Raw genomic sequence first — 15,690 nt, forward strand, 5'->3', positions numbered from 1 at the left:
CGACTAAGCTTGGGGGCCCGCTGTTGCCCCACGCTTCCCGCAATCGACACCTCGCGCCCCCCTGCCGCTACCCCCGCCCCGGCCCCTGCGGTCCGCTCCGACATGATCGCAACCGTCCGCCCATTGGCCGCCCTGCTCGCGGGCGCGGCGCTGCTGCTGATGGGCGCCGGGCTGCTGAGCACGCTGTTGGCCGTGCGCGGGCGGATCGAGGGCTACGACGACCAGGTGCTGGGACTGGTGATGTCGGCCTACTTCGCCGGCTTCTTCCTGGGCACCTATGCCGCGCCCGGCCTGATCCAGCGGATCGGCCACATCCGCGCGTTCGCCTTTTATTCCGCCCTGTGCGCGGCCACCGTGCTCCTGCACCCGATCCTGGTGTCGCCCTGGGCCTGGGCGCTGCTGCGGCTGGGGACCGGCATCGCGCTGGTCGGCCTGTACACGGTGATCGAGAGCTGGCTCAACGTGCAGGCGCCGCCCGAGCAGCGCAGCCAGGTGTTCGCGATCTACATGGCGGTGAGCCTGCTCGCACTGGCGGCGGGCCAGTGGCTGATCGGGCTGTGGTCGGCGGCGGGTTTCGTGCTGTTCAACCTGGTCGCCATCCTCATCTGCCTGGCGTCGCTGCCGGTCACCGCCAGCCGGATGGTGCAGCCCGAACTGCCGCCGATGCCCCGGCTCGCGCTGAAACAGCTGTTCCGCGTGGCCCCGGCCGGCGCCCTGGGCGCGCTGCTGGCGGGCATGGCGGTGGGCAGCTTCTGGGGACTGGGCGCGGTGTTCGCGAGCCGGCTCGGACTGGGCCTGAGCGGCGTGGCGCTGCTGGTGAGCGCGACCATCCTCGGCGGCGCGGCGCTGCAGTGGCCCATCGGCCGCCTGTCCGACGGCAGCGACCGCCGCACCGCGCTGGTCGTGGTCTGCGTGCTGGCCGCGGCCATCGGCCTGGTCATGATGCTGCCCGCGGGCCAGTCCGGTCTGCCGCTGTACGCACTCTGGTTCTTCTTCGGTGGCCTGGCGTTCGCCATCTACCCGATCTGCATGGCCCACCTGCTCGACCACCTGCCGCCGGAAAGGACCCTGGCGGCAGGAAGCAGCCTGCTGCTGCTCAACGGCGTCGGCTCGGCGTTCGGCCCGGCCTTGGCCGGCGTGGCGATGACCCGCTACGGTCCCGAGGCGCTACCCGCGTTCTTCGCCGCGACGCTGTTCCTCGCCGCCCTGGTCGCCGGCGGTCGCCGCCTGCTCTACCCGCGCGACAACGACACGCCATCGGTGTTCCACCTGATGCTGCGCACCACGCCGTCCGCGATCGAACTGCTGCCGGAAGTGGACGCAACGGAGATCGATGAGGCGGAAGCCCCCTGACCCCCCTCCGCGGCAACGCGGGAATCAGGGACCCAGGCCCATGCGACTCTTCCCCCGCTTGCGGGCGAAGATGCCCTAAGGGCAGATGGGGGCGAAGCTTGCGACAGCCGCCGAAGCCGCGGCCGCCGCCGACTCACCCAGCGTCGGGCTTGGCCGCAGCCGGCTTGGCCTCCGGCTTCGCCGCGGGAGGCGCAGCTGGCGCAGCGGGACTGTTCGTCTTCGCCGGCGCATCACCGGCGGCGGTCCCGCTTTCCGCCTTGCCAGCGCCTTCGCCACCTTCGGCGAGGTTGCGTTTCTTGTCGCCGTCCTTCTTGAAGTCGGTCTCGTACCAGCCGCTGCCGGCCAGGCGGAATGCAGGCGCGGTCAGCTGGCGACCGACTCCCCCGCTGGCACCGCACGCCGGGCAGGTGTCCGGATCCGCGTCCGAAAGCTTCTGCAGACGATCGAAATCATGCCCGCACAGGGCACAGCGGAACGCATAGATCGGCATAGCGATGGTGTCGATTCGTTGATATGGAGATCGCGCAATCTGGGGCCGCGGACGCGAAATTCAAGCCGCGGGCCTCGCGGGCTCCCCCGGCGGAGCCACTGCCGGCGTCGCCTCCACGCAGAACGCGCGATCGCGCCCTTCGCGCTTGGCGGTGTACAGCGCGGCGTCGGCGCGCTCCACCAGGTCGATATCCTGCAAGTGCAGCGCCGGGTCGAACGTTGCAATGCCGATGCTGACGGACACGATGGCGGCGGTGGGCGACTTGCCGTGCGGCACCTTCAGGCGGCGCACGTCTGCGACGATGCTGTTGGCGATGCCAAGCGCCGACGCCGCCGTACTCTCGGGCAGCACCAGCGCGAGTTCGTCGCCGCCATACCGCGCCGCCATGTCACGCGGTCGCCGCGCCCAGCCGTCCAGCACCCCCGAGACACGACGCATCACCTGGTCCCCGGCCTGGTGGCCGTAGGAGTCGTTGAAGGTCTTGAAGTGGTCGACGTCGACCAGCAGCAGCGACAGGGGCCGGCCCGCACGCCGCGCCGCGCGAAGTTCGCGTTCCAGGGTGGCATCGAACATGTGCCGGTTGGCCAGCCGGGTCAGGCCGTCGGAACTGGCAAGGCGCTGCGAACGGAGGAACTGGTGGACCACGAGCGCCAGGTAGCCGGCAAGCAACACCGCGACCGTCGGCGCAGGCGCGAACCATGCTTGCCCGAACTTCAACAGTGTGGCGCTGGCCGCGAACGTCGCCAAGATCGCCAGCAGCATCACCACCCACCCGCGCCGCACGCGTGCACGCTCGCGGTAGAGCAGCAGCGGCAGCAGCAGCACCCCGACGCCCAGCAGCAGTTGCCATGGTCGCTGCAGCGCGGTCACGGCCGCGCCCTGTTCGAGCATGTTGAGGGCGTTGGCGTGGTATTCCAGGCCGGAGATGCGCTCACCGACCCCGACGCCGGGCACCAGCACGTCGCGGGCGATGCCGGTTGCCGAGACGCCCACCAGCACCCAGCGATCATGCAGCAGCGCTGGCAGGACCTCGCCGCGCAGCACGTCGATGTACGACACCTCCTGGAAGCCGCGCGTCGACACGAACGGGATCATGACGCGGTGGTCGCGACTCCACTGGTAGGGCGACGGCGCAGGCGCATCCGCGCCGGGGCGCAACCCGGGCAACTCCGCACGCGGCGTCACGCCGGCATGCAGCTCGTGCAGCGCAAGGGCCAGGGCCGGCCAGTGCGCGGAACCCAGTCCCGCGTACAGGGCCGCTTCGCGCACCACGCCATCGCTTCCGGCCGCCACCTCGACATGCCCCAGCGCCGCGGCCGCGTCGACCAGCGGGGCCAGCGGCATCTGTTCGATCAGCGGACCCTCGGGCCCGGAGGGCTCGGCCATCACCGGCAGGACCACCTTGCCGTTGCGACGGATGGCGCGCGCCAGCGCCGCATCACCCGACGGATCGCTGGCGTTGGCCTCGGCGAACATCAGGTCCAGGGCAATGCCGCGCACGCCTGCCGGCTCCAGCCGGTCGAGCAGCGCCGCATGCACGCCGCGCGGCCACGGCCACCGGCCGAGCGCGGACAGGCTCCTGTCATCCACGGTCACCAGCAGGATGCGATCATCCGCGGCCGGCGCGAACGCGGCCTGCAGTCGATCGTAGACCCACGCATCCACGCGCCAGGTCATCGACGTGAGAGTCAGCACGGCCACCGCCGCGGCCCCGGCAGCGCCGGCCAGGATCCGCATGTACACGCCCTGCAGCGACCAGCTGCGCATGCTAGAGCACGATCAACACGGCGGCGGCGATACCCAGCAACACGCGGCACGCGCCGCAGCCCACCTTGAGCGCCTGGGTCGGACCCACCGGGTGGGCATAGCCGTCGCTCTCCACGACCTGCACGCGCATGTGCCACGTCCCGGTGCCGATATCCGGCAGCGCGATGAGGTTTTCATCGACGAGGTGCTCCTCCGCGAGCGTGCTGAAGTCGGCCTTGCGCGACAGTTGGAAGCGATAACGTTGCCCCTCGCCCGCACTCTGCCAGCCGACCTGCAGGATCTTTCCATCGCGATCGGCCGTCGGCATGGGCGGGGCGTCGGCCGCGCGCACGGCGAACGGCACCGGGTCCCCAAACGGACCGCGACGGCCGGTCGCGTCCACGGCTCCGATCCGCCAGTAATACGTATCCGGCTCGAGTTCAACCGGCGTGCGCAGCTCCACGGCGGTCACCTCCTCACGATCGACCAGCAGATCGCTGAAGTCCGCGGTGCGCGCCACCTGTACGCGATAGCTCGCGGCCCCCTCGGATGCCGTCCAGCGCAGCCGCGGTCGCGGGCCCGCGACCTCGCTGTCGACGCCCGGACTCACCGTGAACGGCGGGCCGGGCTGGGCTGCGATCTGGAGCACGCGCACCGCATCCAGGCCTTCGAGTCCGCGCTCATCGATGCCACGCACGCGCACATGCACGGTGCCTGCCGCCTGCACGTCCAAACGCGCGGCGGCAGCATCGACCCTCACGTCCTGCAGCAAGGTGCGGAAATCGTCGTGCGAACTGGCCTGCAGCCGGTAGCCGCGTGCACCGGGCAGCGGGGCCCACGCAAGCTCCGCCGGGATCCACTGCACGGTATCGGGCAGCCGCACCAGGTCCGGCGCGGGCAGCAGCGGGACGGGCGTGATCGGGCCCTGCCCCGCATCGCCATGCGTACCGAGCCCCGCGCCCACCTGCACCCGACGGCCGCCACCCTCGACATCCACGCGCCCGCGATAGACTTCGGACCGGCTGGCTTCACCGTCGCTCGCCACCCGGAAACCCGTGCCGCGCACGCTGGTCATCAGCCCGGGCGATTCCACGGAAAAGTGCGATCCCGGACCACGCCCCGGCTTGACGTCGTGGCTGGTCCTACCGCGCGGCAGACGCAAGCGCGTGTCGACCATGCCGGTGCGCCCCCACGCGCTCAGGCGGTCGAGGTGCAGTTCGCTGTCAGCCAGCAGTTGCAGGCGCGAACCATCCGCGAACTCCAGCGTGAGGCTCGCGTCGGACGCGGTGCGCAACATCGTGCCCGCGCCCAGCATCTGGTCCACGGTGGCCGGCACGGCAACGCCGGATGCCTCGTCCGCATATACCGAAATCGATCCCGACACGGCCACCACCCGCGCCTTGGCCGGCTGCACGCGCAGCCACGCCAGCGGGAAGCGCATGACCGAGCCCGGTTCCAGGCGATAGGGGTCGTCCACCCCGTTTAAGGCCTGCAGCTGCTGCCACGGCACGTCGGGGCGCATGTGTGCACGCGCCAGGTCCCATACGTTGTCGCCGGGGCGGACACGGTAGCGCCATTCCTGCGCCGCCACGTCCAAGGACGCCAGCATCGCGAACAGCGCCAACAGGGCGGGAGCCAGCCGCTTCAGCAACGACGGTGGACGGCGGCGGGACGCAAGCATGGCATGAAGGGAACACGTGCGCGGTACGGGCACGACACTGACGATCGAATTCAAAAGCACCATCCACCAAACCGCTGATGACGCTGATTGTAGGCGAGTGCCTTGGCACGCCCGTGAACGCCACGCGCGTGGCGCGTGGCGTCCGAGTTTTCGAGGTCAGTCGGCAGAGCCCCAGGGGGCCGGCGGCTCGGCCACCGGCGTCGTCAGGTCGAACTCGACCTGGAACATGCGGCCACCCGGACGCGCCAGCTCATAAAGGAAGCGGCTGCCGGGCTCGATCTCCATCGCCCAGGTATTGGTGGTGGAGACGTCGGCGCCGGTACGGCCGAAGAGCTCGATCGATTCCGCGTCCACCGGGAATTCCTGGCGCACGGCGGTGCCCGCGGTCGCGGTCTCGCCGCCGTACATGGTCTGCTCGTCGGGGCTGCCGTCCTCGTGGCGGTGGTCGTGCTTCAGGCGCAGGCCGTCGTCGGTGCGGGTCAGCACCCAGGTGCGGGAATGGTCGTCGCCAACGTGGAAGGGCACGCGCAGCCCGCGGGTCGGGTCGTCGCAGCCGCGCACGTGCATCACCAGATCCTTGCCTTCGAAAGCGTCGGGTTCGGGCGAAGCAGGCTCGTTGGCGACGATGCGCCCGGCGAAGGCCTGGCCGCAGTGGGTGGCGAGCGCGGCAAGGAAGGCGTCGGCGGGGGCGGCGTCGGGCACCGGGGCGTCGAGCGCCTCGGCGGGTGCGGCGTCGGCGGTGGCAAGATCGGCCGCAGGCGCCTGGTCGGCGGAAGGAGCGCAGGCGGCAAGGGCCACGAGCGCGGCGGAAAGCGCGGAGAGTCGGATGATAGTCATCCGGACACCCTAACCGCCGCCCACGCGGCGGCGCAAACCGCTAGCCCGCTCTCGGTTGCCGATAGACCAGCACCGGGATCGCCGAGTGCGTCAGCACCTTCAGCGTCTCGCTGCCCAGCAGCAATCCGCCGAGTCCGCGGCGGCCGTGCGAGGCCATCGCGATCAGGTCACAGCCGGCCTCGTTGGCGGCCTCGATGATCGCCTCCCAGGCATGCTCGCTTTCGACCATGCGCACCTGGCAGGGCACGCCCAGCGCCTTCGCGCGCTCCTCGGCCTGCGCCAGGCGACGCACGCCTTCCTCGCGGGCGATCGTGCCGTAGGCCTCGTAGCCACCGGCCAGCTGTTCGCCGGTCACGCCATAGATGCGGAGCGGCGTGGTCACGGTGAAGAAGGTCACCGACGCCCCGACTTCGCGTGCAAAGGCAAGGCCCTGGTCGATGGCGGACAGGGACAGTTCGGACCCGTCGGTCGGGATCAGGATCTGCTTGTACATGGCACTACCCTCCGTGTTGTCGACCCGGCCTGGACCCGCGGGCAGCGTGCCGCGTTGACCCGGGTCAACCGACTATAGGCCCGGCCCTCAGGCGGCCCCTTCATCCTGGGCGTAGAGCTCAAGCACCACCTCTTCCGCCTGCGCCAGCTCGGCCACCAGGTCGGCCTGGCGCCGCGCCAGGTCCTGGGCACGGTTGCTCCCGGCGGAATACAGCGCCGGGTCGGCAAGCTCGGCCTCGATCGCAGCGCGCGCGGCCTCCAGCTCCGCCACCCGCTGCTCGGCGCGTGCCAACCGGTGCGGGTTGGTTTTCCTTGCCGGCCTGGATGGCGCCGGCGCGGGCGCTGGAACCGGTGCCGCGACCGGGGCGGCCGCGGCATTGGCGCCAAGCGCTTCGGGCGCGGCCGTCGCCGCCTTCGCATCCTGGGGCCGCGAGCGCAGCCATGCGGCGTAGTCGTCAAGGTCGCCATCGAACGGACGCACCACGCCCTCGGACACGCGCCAGTAGGTATCGGCGACCAGGCCGATCAAGTGGCGGTCATGCGAGACCAGCACGATCGCACCCGGGAAATCGGACAGTGCCTCGGCCAGGGCCTCGCGCATTTCAAGGTCGAGATGGTTGGTGGGTTCGTCGAGCAGCAGCACGTTGGGCTGGCGCCAGGCGATCAGCGCCAGCGCCAGGCGCGCGCGTTCGCCGCCGCTGAAACCGTCGATGGATTCGAAGGCGCGGTCGCCGGGGAAGCTCCACTTGCCCATGAAATTACGGAAGTCCTGGGTCGAGGCATTCGGCGAGAGCTCGCGCAGGTGATCGATCGGCGAGGTGCCGGCCACCAGCGCTTCGACCGTGTGCTGGGCGAAGTAGCCGATGCGCAGGTCGGGGTGGGCGTAGCGCTCGCCGGTGAGCAGCGGAAGCTCGCCGACCAGCGATTTCACCAGCGTCGACTTGCCCGCGCCATTGGGCCCAAGCAGTCCGATTCGGTCGCCGGCCTCCAGACCGAAGTTGGCGTCACGGAGGATCACCGTGGGAGTCGCTCCCGGGGGAGCCGCGCCGGGATAGCCGCAGTCGGCGTGGTTCAAGCGCAGCAGGGCATGCGGCAGCCTCGCCGGCGCGGGGAAATCGATCCGCACGTCGCGCTCCGCGCGCACCGCTTCGGTATCGGCCATCTTCGCCAGGCGCTTGACCCGCGACTGGGCCTGCTTGGCCTTGGCGGCGCTGGCGCTGAAGCGGTCGATGAAGCTCTGCAGATGGGCGCGCTCGGCCTGGGTCTTCTCGTGGGTGATCTGCTGCAGGCGCAGCTGCTCGGAGCGCTGGCGCTCGAAGGCGGTGTAGTTGCCGATGTACAGCTTCGCCTTGCCGCCGTGCAGGTGCAGGGTGTGGGTGTTGACGTTGTCGAGGAACTCGCGGTCGTGCGAGATCAGCAGCAGGGTGCCCTGGTACTTCATCAGCCACTGTTCGAGCCACAGCACGGCGTCGAGGTCGAGGTGGTTGGTGGGCTCGTCGAGCAGCAGCACGTCGGACGGGGTCATCAGCGCGCGCGCCAGGTTCAGGCGCACGCGCCAGCCGCCGGAGAAGCTCGATACCGGCCGCTGCTGCGCCTCGCCCGGGAAACCCAGGCCGTGCAGCAGCTTGCCCGCGCGCGCGGCGCCGTCGTAGCCGCCCACCTCTTCCAGCTTCTGGTGGGCCTCGGCCACGGCCTCCCAGTCCTCGGCGGCGAAGGCGTTGGCCTCGGCCTGCAGCGCGGCGTGGACGGCTTCGTCCCCGGCCAGCACGAAGTCGATCGCCGAATCCGGCAGCGAGGGCATTTCCTGCGCGATCGAGGCGATGCGCAGGCGCGAGGGCAGGTCGAGGTCGCCGCGGTCGGCCTCGACCTCGCCGCGCACGGCGGCGAACAGCGAGGATTTGCCGGTGCCGTTGCGGCCGACCACGCCCACCCGCCAGCCGGCGTGCAGGGACAGGTCGACATCGGACAGGAGCAGGCGTTCGCCGCGGCGGAGGGCGAAGTTGCGGAAAGAGATCATCCGCACAGTTTACCGGGCTGCACGCCCGGGCCCGCGTGCGGTACCGTCGAAACCGCGCTGGATGCGCGAGCGCCCCTACCGCCGACCCCTTCCCTGTCATCTGTCGCAAGGATCCGACCATGAAGCCTGCTCCCCTCGCCATTGCCCTGCTTGCCGCCCTCGCCCCCGTCCTTGCCGCCCAGGCGCAGGAGCCGGCCCAGCCGCGGCGCGACGCGACCAACCTCGACAACATCATCGTCACCGGCACCCGCGTGACCGACCGCACCGTGGCCGAATCGCAGTCACCGATCGACATCATCGGCAGCGAGGCGCTGCAGGCCACGGGCACCACCGAGCTCGCCACCGCACTTGCGCGCGCCCTGCCCTCGCTCAACTTCCCGCGCCCGGCGCTGACCGACGGCACCAGCGCCATCCGCCCGGCGCAGCTGCGCGGCCTGGCGCCCGACCAGGTGCTGGTGCTGGTCAATGGCAAGCGCCGCCACGCCTCGTCGCTGCTCAACCTCAACGGCACCATCGGCCGCGGCTCGGCGCCGGTGGACCTCAACACCATCCCGATCTCGGCGATCGAGCGCGTGGAAGTGCTGCGCGACGGCGCATCGGCGCAGTACGGCTCCGACGCCATCGCCGGCGTGGTCAACGTGGTGCTGAAGGGCGCATCGGAAGGCGGCAGCGTGTCGCTCAGCCACGGCCAGCACTCCGCCGGCGATGGCGACCAGACCCAGCTTGCCGGCGATGCCGGCCTGGCGCTGGGCGCTGGCCGCGGCTTCCTGCACCTGTCGGCCCAGGTCAACCGGCAGGACCGCACCAACCGCGCGCGGCCCTTCGCAGGCACGCCGGGGCCGACCCAGCCGGAGCCGGGCCAGAAGGCCTTCGTGATCGGTGACCCGGAAGTCGACGCCGCGGCGGCTTCGTTCAACGCCGGCTTCGACATCAGCGACACGCTGTCGCTGTACGCCTTCGGCACGATCAGCAACCGCGACATCACCTCGTTCGCGTTTTTCCGCGCGCCGGGCAACAGCAGCCAGAACATTCCCTCGATCTACCCGGACGGCTTCCTGCCCGAGATCAACAACGTCTCCCGCGACCGCGCCATCGTCGCCGGCATGAACGGCCGCTTCGGCGAGGCCTGGGACTGGGACCTGAGCTTCAACCACGGCTACAACAACCTCGAGTTCTTCACCCGCAACACGCTCAACGCCAGCATCGGCGCCGACTCGCCGACCTCGTTCTACGACGGCGCGCTGGAGACCACGCAGAACATCGCCAACTTCGACCTCAGCCGGCAGCTGGACTGGGGCCTGGCGTATCCGGTCGCGCTGGCGATGGGCGTCGAGTTCCGCAACGAGAAGTGGAACCAGTCGCCAGGTGAATACGGCTCGTACGCGCAGCCCGACCTCAGCCGGCCGGGCGGCGCGCAGGGCTTTGGCGGCTTCGCGCCCGGCGTGTCCGGCGCCTACTCGCGCGACAGCCACGCGGTCTACGCCAGCCTCGAAGCCGACCTCACGGAAAAGTTCTCCGGCGGTATCGCCGGGCGCTACGAGGACTATGACGACTTCGGCAGCCAGGCCTCGGGCAAGCTCTCGGCGCGCTACGCCTTCACCGACGCGGTCGCGCTGCGCGGCACGGTATCCAGCGGTTTCCGCGCGCCGTCCTTGGCACAGCAGTACTTCCAGACCGTCAGCACGCTGTTCCTGGCCGGCATTCCGGATCCGTTCGAAGTGCGCACCTTCCCGGCGTCCAGCGCCGTGGCGCAGGCCTTCGGCGCCGAGGCGCTGCAGCCGGAGGAATCGCTGTCCTACAGCCTGGGCCTGGTGCTGCAGCCCGTGGACAGGCTCTACGTCACCATCGACGCGTACCACATCGAGGTCGACGACCGCATCGCGCTGTCGTCCAACCTCACCGGCGACGCGGTGCGCGCGCTGCTGGAATCACGCGGCATCTTCGGCGTCAACGGCGGCCGCTACTTCACCAACGCGATCGATACCCGCACGCAGGGCATCGACCTTGTCGCCAATTACGGCATGGACCTCGGCGCCGGCACGCTGGACCTCACCGCCGGCTGGAACTACACCGACACCGAAATCACCCGCATCGCGCCGAACCCGGACGAGCTGGAGCAGGCCGGCCTGGACCTCGAACGCATCGACCGGACCGAGATCGGGCGCATCGAGGAGGGCTTCCCGAACACCAAGCTGCTGCTCTCGGGCACCTGGTCGCTGGACGCCTGGGACTTCACCCTGGCCACCACCCGCTACGGCAGCGTGACCAGCCGCTCGGCCAACAGCGCCAACGACCAGACCTATGACGCCAAGTGGCTGCTCGACGCGTCCGCGGCCTATCGGATGAACAACTGGACCTTCACCCTCGGCGCCGACAACGTGCTCAACGAATACCCGGACGAGAACATCTTCGCCAACTCGACCAATGGCCAGTTCCCGTACAGCAACCTGTCTCCGTTCGGCTACAACGGCGCCTTCGTGTACGGCAAGGTCGGCTACAGCTGGTAGCCGATGAAGGGCCCAGGGACGGGCCCCCTCCCACATTGCCTCTATCCTGCCCCAGCCCCCCGGCGGGAATCCCTGATGCCGCACCACACCGAACTCATCGCGATCCTGACCGTCGGCTTCGTGCTGGCCTATGTGCTGGGACTGGCCGCCCATCGGCTGCACCTGTCGCCGCTGGTGGGCTACCTGGTCGCGGGCATCCTCGCCGGGCCGTTCACGCCGGGCTTCGTCGGCGACCAGGAGCTCGCGCCGCAGCTGGCCGAGATCGGCGTGATCCTGCTGATGTTCGGCGTCGGCCTGCATTTCTCCATCCGCGACCTCATGGCGGTGAAGCACATCGCCATCCCCGGCGCGGTGGTGCAGATCAGCGTCGCCACCCTGCTCGGCTGGGGACTGGCCGCCGCACTCGGCTGGCCGACCCTGCAGGGCATCGTCTTCGGCTTCTCGCTGGCCACGGCCAGCACCGTGGTGCTGCTGCGGGCAATGGAGCAGCGGCGGCTGCTGGACAGCACGCGCGGGCGGATCGCGGTCGGCTGGCTGATCGTCGAGGACCTGGCCTGCGTGCTGGCGCTGGTGCTGATGCCTGCAGTCGCGAGCGTGTTCGGGAACGCCGGCGGCGAACCGGTGTCGGCGGGCCGGCTCACGATCGAGATCGGCAAGACCCTGGTCCAGGTGGCGCTGTTCGTGGCGGTGATGCTGGTGGTCGGGCGGCGGGTGATCCCGTGGATGCTCGAGCGCACCGCGGGCACCGGCTCGCGCGAACTGTTCACGCTGGCGGTGCTGTCGATAGCGCTCGGCGTCGCGCTGGGTTCGGCGGAACTGTTCGGGGTGTCGTTCGCGCTCGGCGCGTTCTTCGCCGGCATGCTGCTCAACGAGTCCGAGCTCAGCCACAAGGCGGCGCAGGATTCACTGCCGATGCGCGACGCCTTCGCGGTGCTGTTCTTCGTTTCGGTGGGCATGCTGTTCGACCCGATGATCCTGGTGCGCGAGCCGCTGCTGGTGCTCGCCACGACCTTCATCGTCATGTTCGGCAAGTCGGCTGCGGCGTACCTGATCGTGCGCGCCTTCGGGCACCCGAAATCCACCGCGCTGACCATCTCCGCCAGCCTGGCGCAAATCGGCGAGTTCGCCTTCATCATCGCGGCGCTTGGCGTGACGCTGGGGATCCTGCCGGAAGAAGGCCAGGACCTGGTGCTGGCCGCCGCGCTGATCTCGATCATGCTCAACCCGCTGTCGTTCGGCGTGGTCGACCGGTGGCTGGCACGACATGACGCCAAGGTCGATGCCGCAGCCGCCACCGCCACCGCGCACGAAGTCGCCGCCGACGCCGCCAGCCACCATCTCCCGGAGTCGCTGTCGGGGCATGCCATCGTCGTCGGCTATGGCCGCGTAGGCAGGCAACTGGCCACCCTGCTGCACGCCCGCGGCGTGCCGTTGGTGGTGATCGAGGACGACGCCAACCTGGTCGACAAGGCCCGCGAGGAAGGACTGCATGCGGTGCGCGGCAACGTCGCCTCGGAAGCGGTAATGCTGGAGTCCGCCCCCGGCCGCGCGGCGCTGGCCGTATTCGCGATTCCCAACGCGCTCGAGGCGGGCGAAACGATCGCACGCCTCAAGGCGGCGAACCCAGCGATCACCGTGCTGGCGCGCGCGCACAGCGATGCCGAGGTCAAGCACCTGCTGGCGCACGGCGCCGACGGCGCAGTGCTGGCCGAACGCGAACTCGCCTATTCGCTGGCGGAGATGGTGATGGCCACCCCCCCCTACCGCCCCGCCCGAACCGAGCTGCTGTAGGAGCAGCTACAGCTGCGATTGCCGGCGACCGGAAAGAGCGGTCGCAGCTATAGCTGCTCCTACAAAGAAAGCACGGGTGAGTGTGGCGAGGGCAGGCGACCGGGATCCGGGGGAGGCGTCAGGCCTTGGCGAACTGCAGATGCCCGGCTTCGGCGCCGACTCGAATCGTATCGCCCTGGCTGAACTCCCCCGACAGGATCTTCTGCGCCAGCGGATTCTCCAGCTGCTGCTGGATCGCGCGCTTCAGCGGCCTTGCGCCATATACCGGGTCGAAGCCGGCATCGCCCAGCAGTTCGAAGGCCGCATCGCTGACCTCGAGCCGGATCCCGCGCTCGCCCAGGCGCTTCTCCAGCCCACGCATCTGGATGCGCGCGATCGCCTTGATCTGCGCCTTGTCCAGCGAGTGGAAGACCACGATGTCGTCCAGCCGATTGATGAACTCCGGCCGGAAGTGCGACTGCACCACCGCCATCACGCCCGCCTTCATCTGCATGTAGGCCTCGGGCGAATCGTCGCCGTCGAGCTCCTGGATCATCTGGCTGCCGAGGTTGGACGTCATCACGATCACGGTGTTGCGGAAGTCCACCGTGCGCCCCTGGCCGTCGGTCAGGCGACCGTCGTCGAGCACCTGCAGCAGGATGTTGAACACGTCCGGATGCGCCTTCTCGACCTCGTCGAGCAGGATCACGCTGTAGGGGCGCCGACGCACGGCTTCGGTCAGGTAACCGCCTTCTTCGTAGCCCACGTAGCCCGGGGGCGCGCCCACCAGGCGCGACACCGAGTGCTTCTCCATGAACTCGCTCATGTCGATGCGCACCATCGCGTCTCTCGAGTCGAACAGGAACTCGGCCAGCGCCTTGCACAGCTCGGTCTTGCCGACGCCGGTGGGGCCAAGGAACAGGAACGAACCACTCGGCCGGTCGGGATCGCTCAGGCCCGCGCGCGAACGACGTACGGCATCGGACACCACCTTCACCGCCTCCTGCTGGCCGACCACGCGCGAGTGCAGCACCTCTTCCATGCGCAGCAGCTTGTCGCGCTCGCCTTCCAGCATCTTGCTGACCGGGATCCCGGTCCAGCGCGCGACCACCTCGGCAATCTCCTCCGCGGTCACCCTGTCCTGCAGCAGGGTGAAGCCCTTGGTTTCGGCTTCCTGCGCCGCGCGCGCCTGCTTCTCCAGCTCCGGCAGCCGGCCGTACTGGATCTCGCTCATCTTCGCGAAGTCCTGGCGGCGCTGCGCGGCCTCGAGCTCGAGCTTGGCGGCCTCGATCTGCTCCTTGATCTTCGTCGCGCCCTGCAGCGTCGCCTTCTCGGCCTTCCAGACTTCCTCGAGATCGTTGTAATCCCGCTCCAGCACGGCGATCTCGCTCTCAAGATCCGCCAGGCGCTGCTTCGATTCCGCGTCCTTCTCCTTCTTCAGCGCCTCGCGCTGGATCTTGAGCTGGATCAGGCGGCGCTCCTTGCGGTCCAGTTCCTCCGGCTTGGAATCGATCTCCATGCGGATGCGGCTTGCGGCCTCGTCCATCAGGTCGATGGCCTTGTCCGGCAGTTTGCGGTCGGCGATGTAGCGGTGCGACAGCGTCGCCGCGGCCACGATCGCCGGATCGGTGATCTCCACGCCGTGGTGCACCGCGTACTTCTCCTTCAGCCCGCGCAGGATCGCGATCGTGTCCTCGACCGACGGCTCGCCCACGAACACCTTCTGGAATCTACGTTCCAGCGCCGCGTCCTTTTCCACGTACTTGCGGTACTCGTCCAGCGTGGTCGCGCCGATGCAGTGCAACTCGCCGCGCGCCAACGCGGGCTTGAGCATGTTGCCGGCATCCATCGAGCCTTCCGCCTTGCCGGCGCCGACCATCGTGTGCAGTTCGTCGATGAACAGGATCACCTGCCCTTCCTGCTTGGACAGGTCGCTCAGCACCGCCTTCAGCCGCTCCTCGAACTCGCCGCGGTACTTGGCGCCGGCGATCAGTGCGCCCATGTCCAGCGACAGCACGCGCTTGCCGCGCAGGCCCTCGGGCACTTCGTTGTTGACGATGCGCTGCGCCAGGCCTTCGACGATCGCGGTCTTGCCGACGCCGGGCTCGCCGATCAGCACCGGGTTGTTCTTGGTGCGCCGCTGCAGCACCTGGATGGTGCGGCGGATCTCCTCGTCGCGTCCGATCACCGGATCAAGCTTGCCGATCTCGCTGCGCGCGGTCAGGTCGATGGTGTACTTCTCCAGCGCCTGCCGCGCTTCCTCGGCGCTGGCGTCGTTGACGCTGTCGCCGCCGCGCATGGCGTCGATGGCCGCCTCCAGGCGCGCCTTGTCGGCACCGGCGGCCTTCAACGCGCGACCGGCGTCGCCGCCGTCGTCCAGCGCCGCGAGCAGGAACAGCTCGGACGCGATGAAGGCGTCGCCGCGCTGCTGCGCCAGCTTGTCGGTGTGGTTGAGCAGGCGCCCCAGGTCGTTGCCCAGCGAGACCTGTCCGGCCTGGCCGGACACCTTCGGCAGCTTTTCCAGGATCTCGCCCAGGCGTTCGCGCAGCAGCGGCACGTTCACGCCCGACTGCGCCAGCAGCGGCCCGCTGCCGCCGCCGGACTCGTCAAGCAGCGCCACCAGCACGTGGGCGGGTTCGATCAGATTGTGGTCGCGGCCCACGGCCAGCGACTGCGCGTCGGCCAGCGCCTGCTGGAAACGCGAAGTGAGTTTGTCCATGCGCATGGGGATGCCTCGGCTGTCGATGGCCGGCCACGCCGGCAATATCCCGAAAATGCGGCCCACGCCCCATCAATT

General features: G+C 69.6%; 10 protein-coding genes. 3 read left to right on the forward strand and 7 right to left on the reverse strand.

What is annotated here, in order from left to right:
• Positions 1 to 102 precede the first annotated feature (102 nt).
• Positions 103 to 1,353: an MFS transporter gene (locus ACW7G5_RS12960; RefSeq protein WP_457005154.1), complete on the forward strand. Its 1,251-nt coding sequence runs from the start codon at positions 103 to 105 to the stop codon at positions 1,351 to 1,353.
• Between the two features lie 133 nt (positions 1,354 to 1,486).
• Here the strand turns inward: ACW7G5_RS12960 and ACW7G5_RS12965 are convergent, their stop codons facing one another.
• The 6 genes from ACW7G5_RS12965 to ACW7G5_RS12990 all read right to left on the reverse strand — a co-directional run bounded on the left by ACW7G5_RS12965 (position 1,487) and on the right by ACW7G5_RS12990 (position 8,616).
• The gene (locus tag ACW7G5_RS12965; RefSeq protein WP_457005156.1) at positions 1,487 to 1,843 is read right to left on the reverse strand and encodes an FmdB family zinc ribbon protein; all 357 of its coding nucleotides are present in this window, start codon (positions 1,841 to 1,843) and stop codon (positions 1,487 to 1,489) included.
• Between the two features lie 60 nt (positions 1,844 to 1,903).
• Positions 1,904 to 3,610, reverse strand: coding sequence for a CHASE2 domain-containing protein (locus tag ACW7G5_RS12970; RefSeq protein ID WP_457005158.1), 1,707 nt, complete (start codon positions 3,608 to 3,610; stop codon positions 1,904 to 1,906).
• Between the two features lies 1 nt (position 3,611).
• The gene (locus ACW7G5_RS12975) at positions 3,612 to 5,213 is read right to left on the reverse strand and encodes a FecR domain-containing protein (RefSeq protein ID WP_457005160.1); all 1,602 of its coding nucleotides are present in this window, start codon (positions 5,211 to 5,213) and stop codon (positions 3,612 to 3,614) included.
• 213 nt (positions 5,214 to 5,426) lie between these two features.
• The gene (locus tag ACW7G5_RS12980) at positions 5,427 to 6,107 is read right to left on the reverse strand and encodes a hypothetical protein (protein WP_457005162.1); all 681 of its coding nucleotides are present in this window, start codon (positions 6,105 to 6,107) and stop codon (positions 5,427 to 5,429) included.
• Between the two features lie 40 nt (positions 6,108 to 6,147).
• Positions 6,148 to 6,600 carry a universal stress protein gene (locus ACW7G5_RS12985; RefSeq protein WP_457005164.1) on the reverse strand — a complete coding sequence of 151 codons (453 nt, stop codon included), beginning with the start codon at positions 6,598 to 6,600 and terminating at the stop codon, positions 6,148 to 6,150.
• An 87-nt stretch (positions 6,601 to 6,687) separates the two neighbouring features.
• Entirely contained in the window at positions 6,688 to 8,616 is a 1,929-nt protein-coding gene (locus ACW7G5_RS12990) for an ABC-F family ATP-binding cassette domain-containing protein (RefSeq protein ID WP_457005166.1), read from the reverse strand.
• Positions 8,617 to 8,735: 119 nt separating this feature from the next.
• On the opposite strand from ACW7G5_RS12990, the gene ACW7G5_RS12995 reads away from it, so the two are divergent.
• Both ACW7G5_RS12995 and ybaL read left to right on the forward strand, forming a co-directional pair.
• Positions 8,736 to 11,123: a TonB-dependent receptor plug domain-containing protein gene (locus ACW7G5_RS12995; RefSeq protein ID WP_457005168.1), complete on the forward strand. Its 2,388-nt coding sequence runs from the start codon at positions 8,736 to 8,738 to the stop codon at positions 11,121 to 11,123.
• A gap of 75 nt (positions 11,124 to 11,198) precedes the next feature.
• A complete protein-coding gene (gene ybaL / locus ACW7G5_RS13000; RefSeq protein ID WP_457005170.1) occupies positions 11,199 to 12,914 on the forward strand; it encodes a YbaL family putative K(+) efflux transporter in 1,716 nt (571 codons plus the stop codon).
• 118 nt (positions 12,915 to 13,032) lie between these two features.
• On the opposite strand, the gene clpB is transcribed toward ybaL, so the two are convergent.
• Positions 13,033 to 15,618, reverse strand: a complete 2,586-nt coding sequence (clpB, locus tag ACW7G5_RS13005) for an ATP-dependent chaperone ClpB (protein ID WP_457005172.1) — start codon at positions 15,616 to 15,618, stop codon at positions 13,033 to 13,035.
• Positions 15,619 to 15,690: the final 72 nt, after the last annotated feature.

The sequence above is a fragment of the Luteimonas sp. A501 genome (genome assembly GCF_054052085.1).

What these genes read in the sequence shown, in the direction of transcription:
- ACW7G5_RS12960 (WP_457005154.1), top strand. Translation starts at nt 103, where the DNA reads ATGATCGCAACCGTCCGCCCATTGGCCGCCCTGCTCGCGGGCGCGGCG.
- ACW7G5_RS12965 (WP_457005156.1), bottom strand. Translation starts at nt 1,843, where the DNA reads ATGCCGATCTATGCGTTCCGCTGTGCCCTGTGCGGGCATGATTTCGAT.
- ACW7G5_RS12970 (WP_457005158.1), bottom strand. Translation starts at nt 3,610, where the DNA reads ATGCGCAGCTGGTCGCTGCAGGGCGTGTACATGCGGATCCTGGCCGGC.
- ACW7G5_RS12980 (WP_457005162.1), bottom strand. Translation starts at nt 6,107, where the DNA reads ATGACTATCATCCGACTCTCCGCGCTTTCCGCCGCGCTCGTGGCCCTT.
- ACW7G5_RS12985 (WP_457005164.1), bottom strand. Translation starts at nt 6,600, where the DNA reads ATGTACAAGCAGATCCTGATCCCGACCGACGGGTCCGAACTGTCCCTG.
- ACW7G5_RS12990 (WP_457005166.1), bottom strand. Translation starts at nt 8,616, where the DNA reads ATGATCTCTTTCCGCAACTTCGCCCTCCGCCGCGGCGAACGCCTGCTC.
- ACW7G5_RS12995 (WP_457005168.1), top strand. Translation starts at nt 8,736, where the DNA reads ATGAAGCCTGCTCCCCTCGCCATTGCCCTGCTTGCCGCCCTCGCCCCC.
- ybaL (WP_457005170.1), top strand. Translation starts at nt 11,199, where the DNA reads ATGCCGCACCACACCGAACTCATCGCGATCCTGACCGTCGGCTTCGTG.
- clpB (WP_457005172.1), bottom strand. Translation starts at nt 15,618, where the DNA reads ATGCGCATGGACAAACTCACTTCGCGTTTCCAGCAGGCGCTGGCCGAC.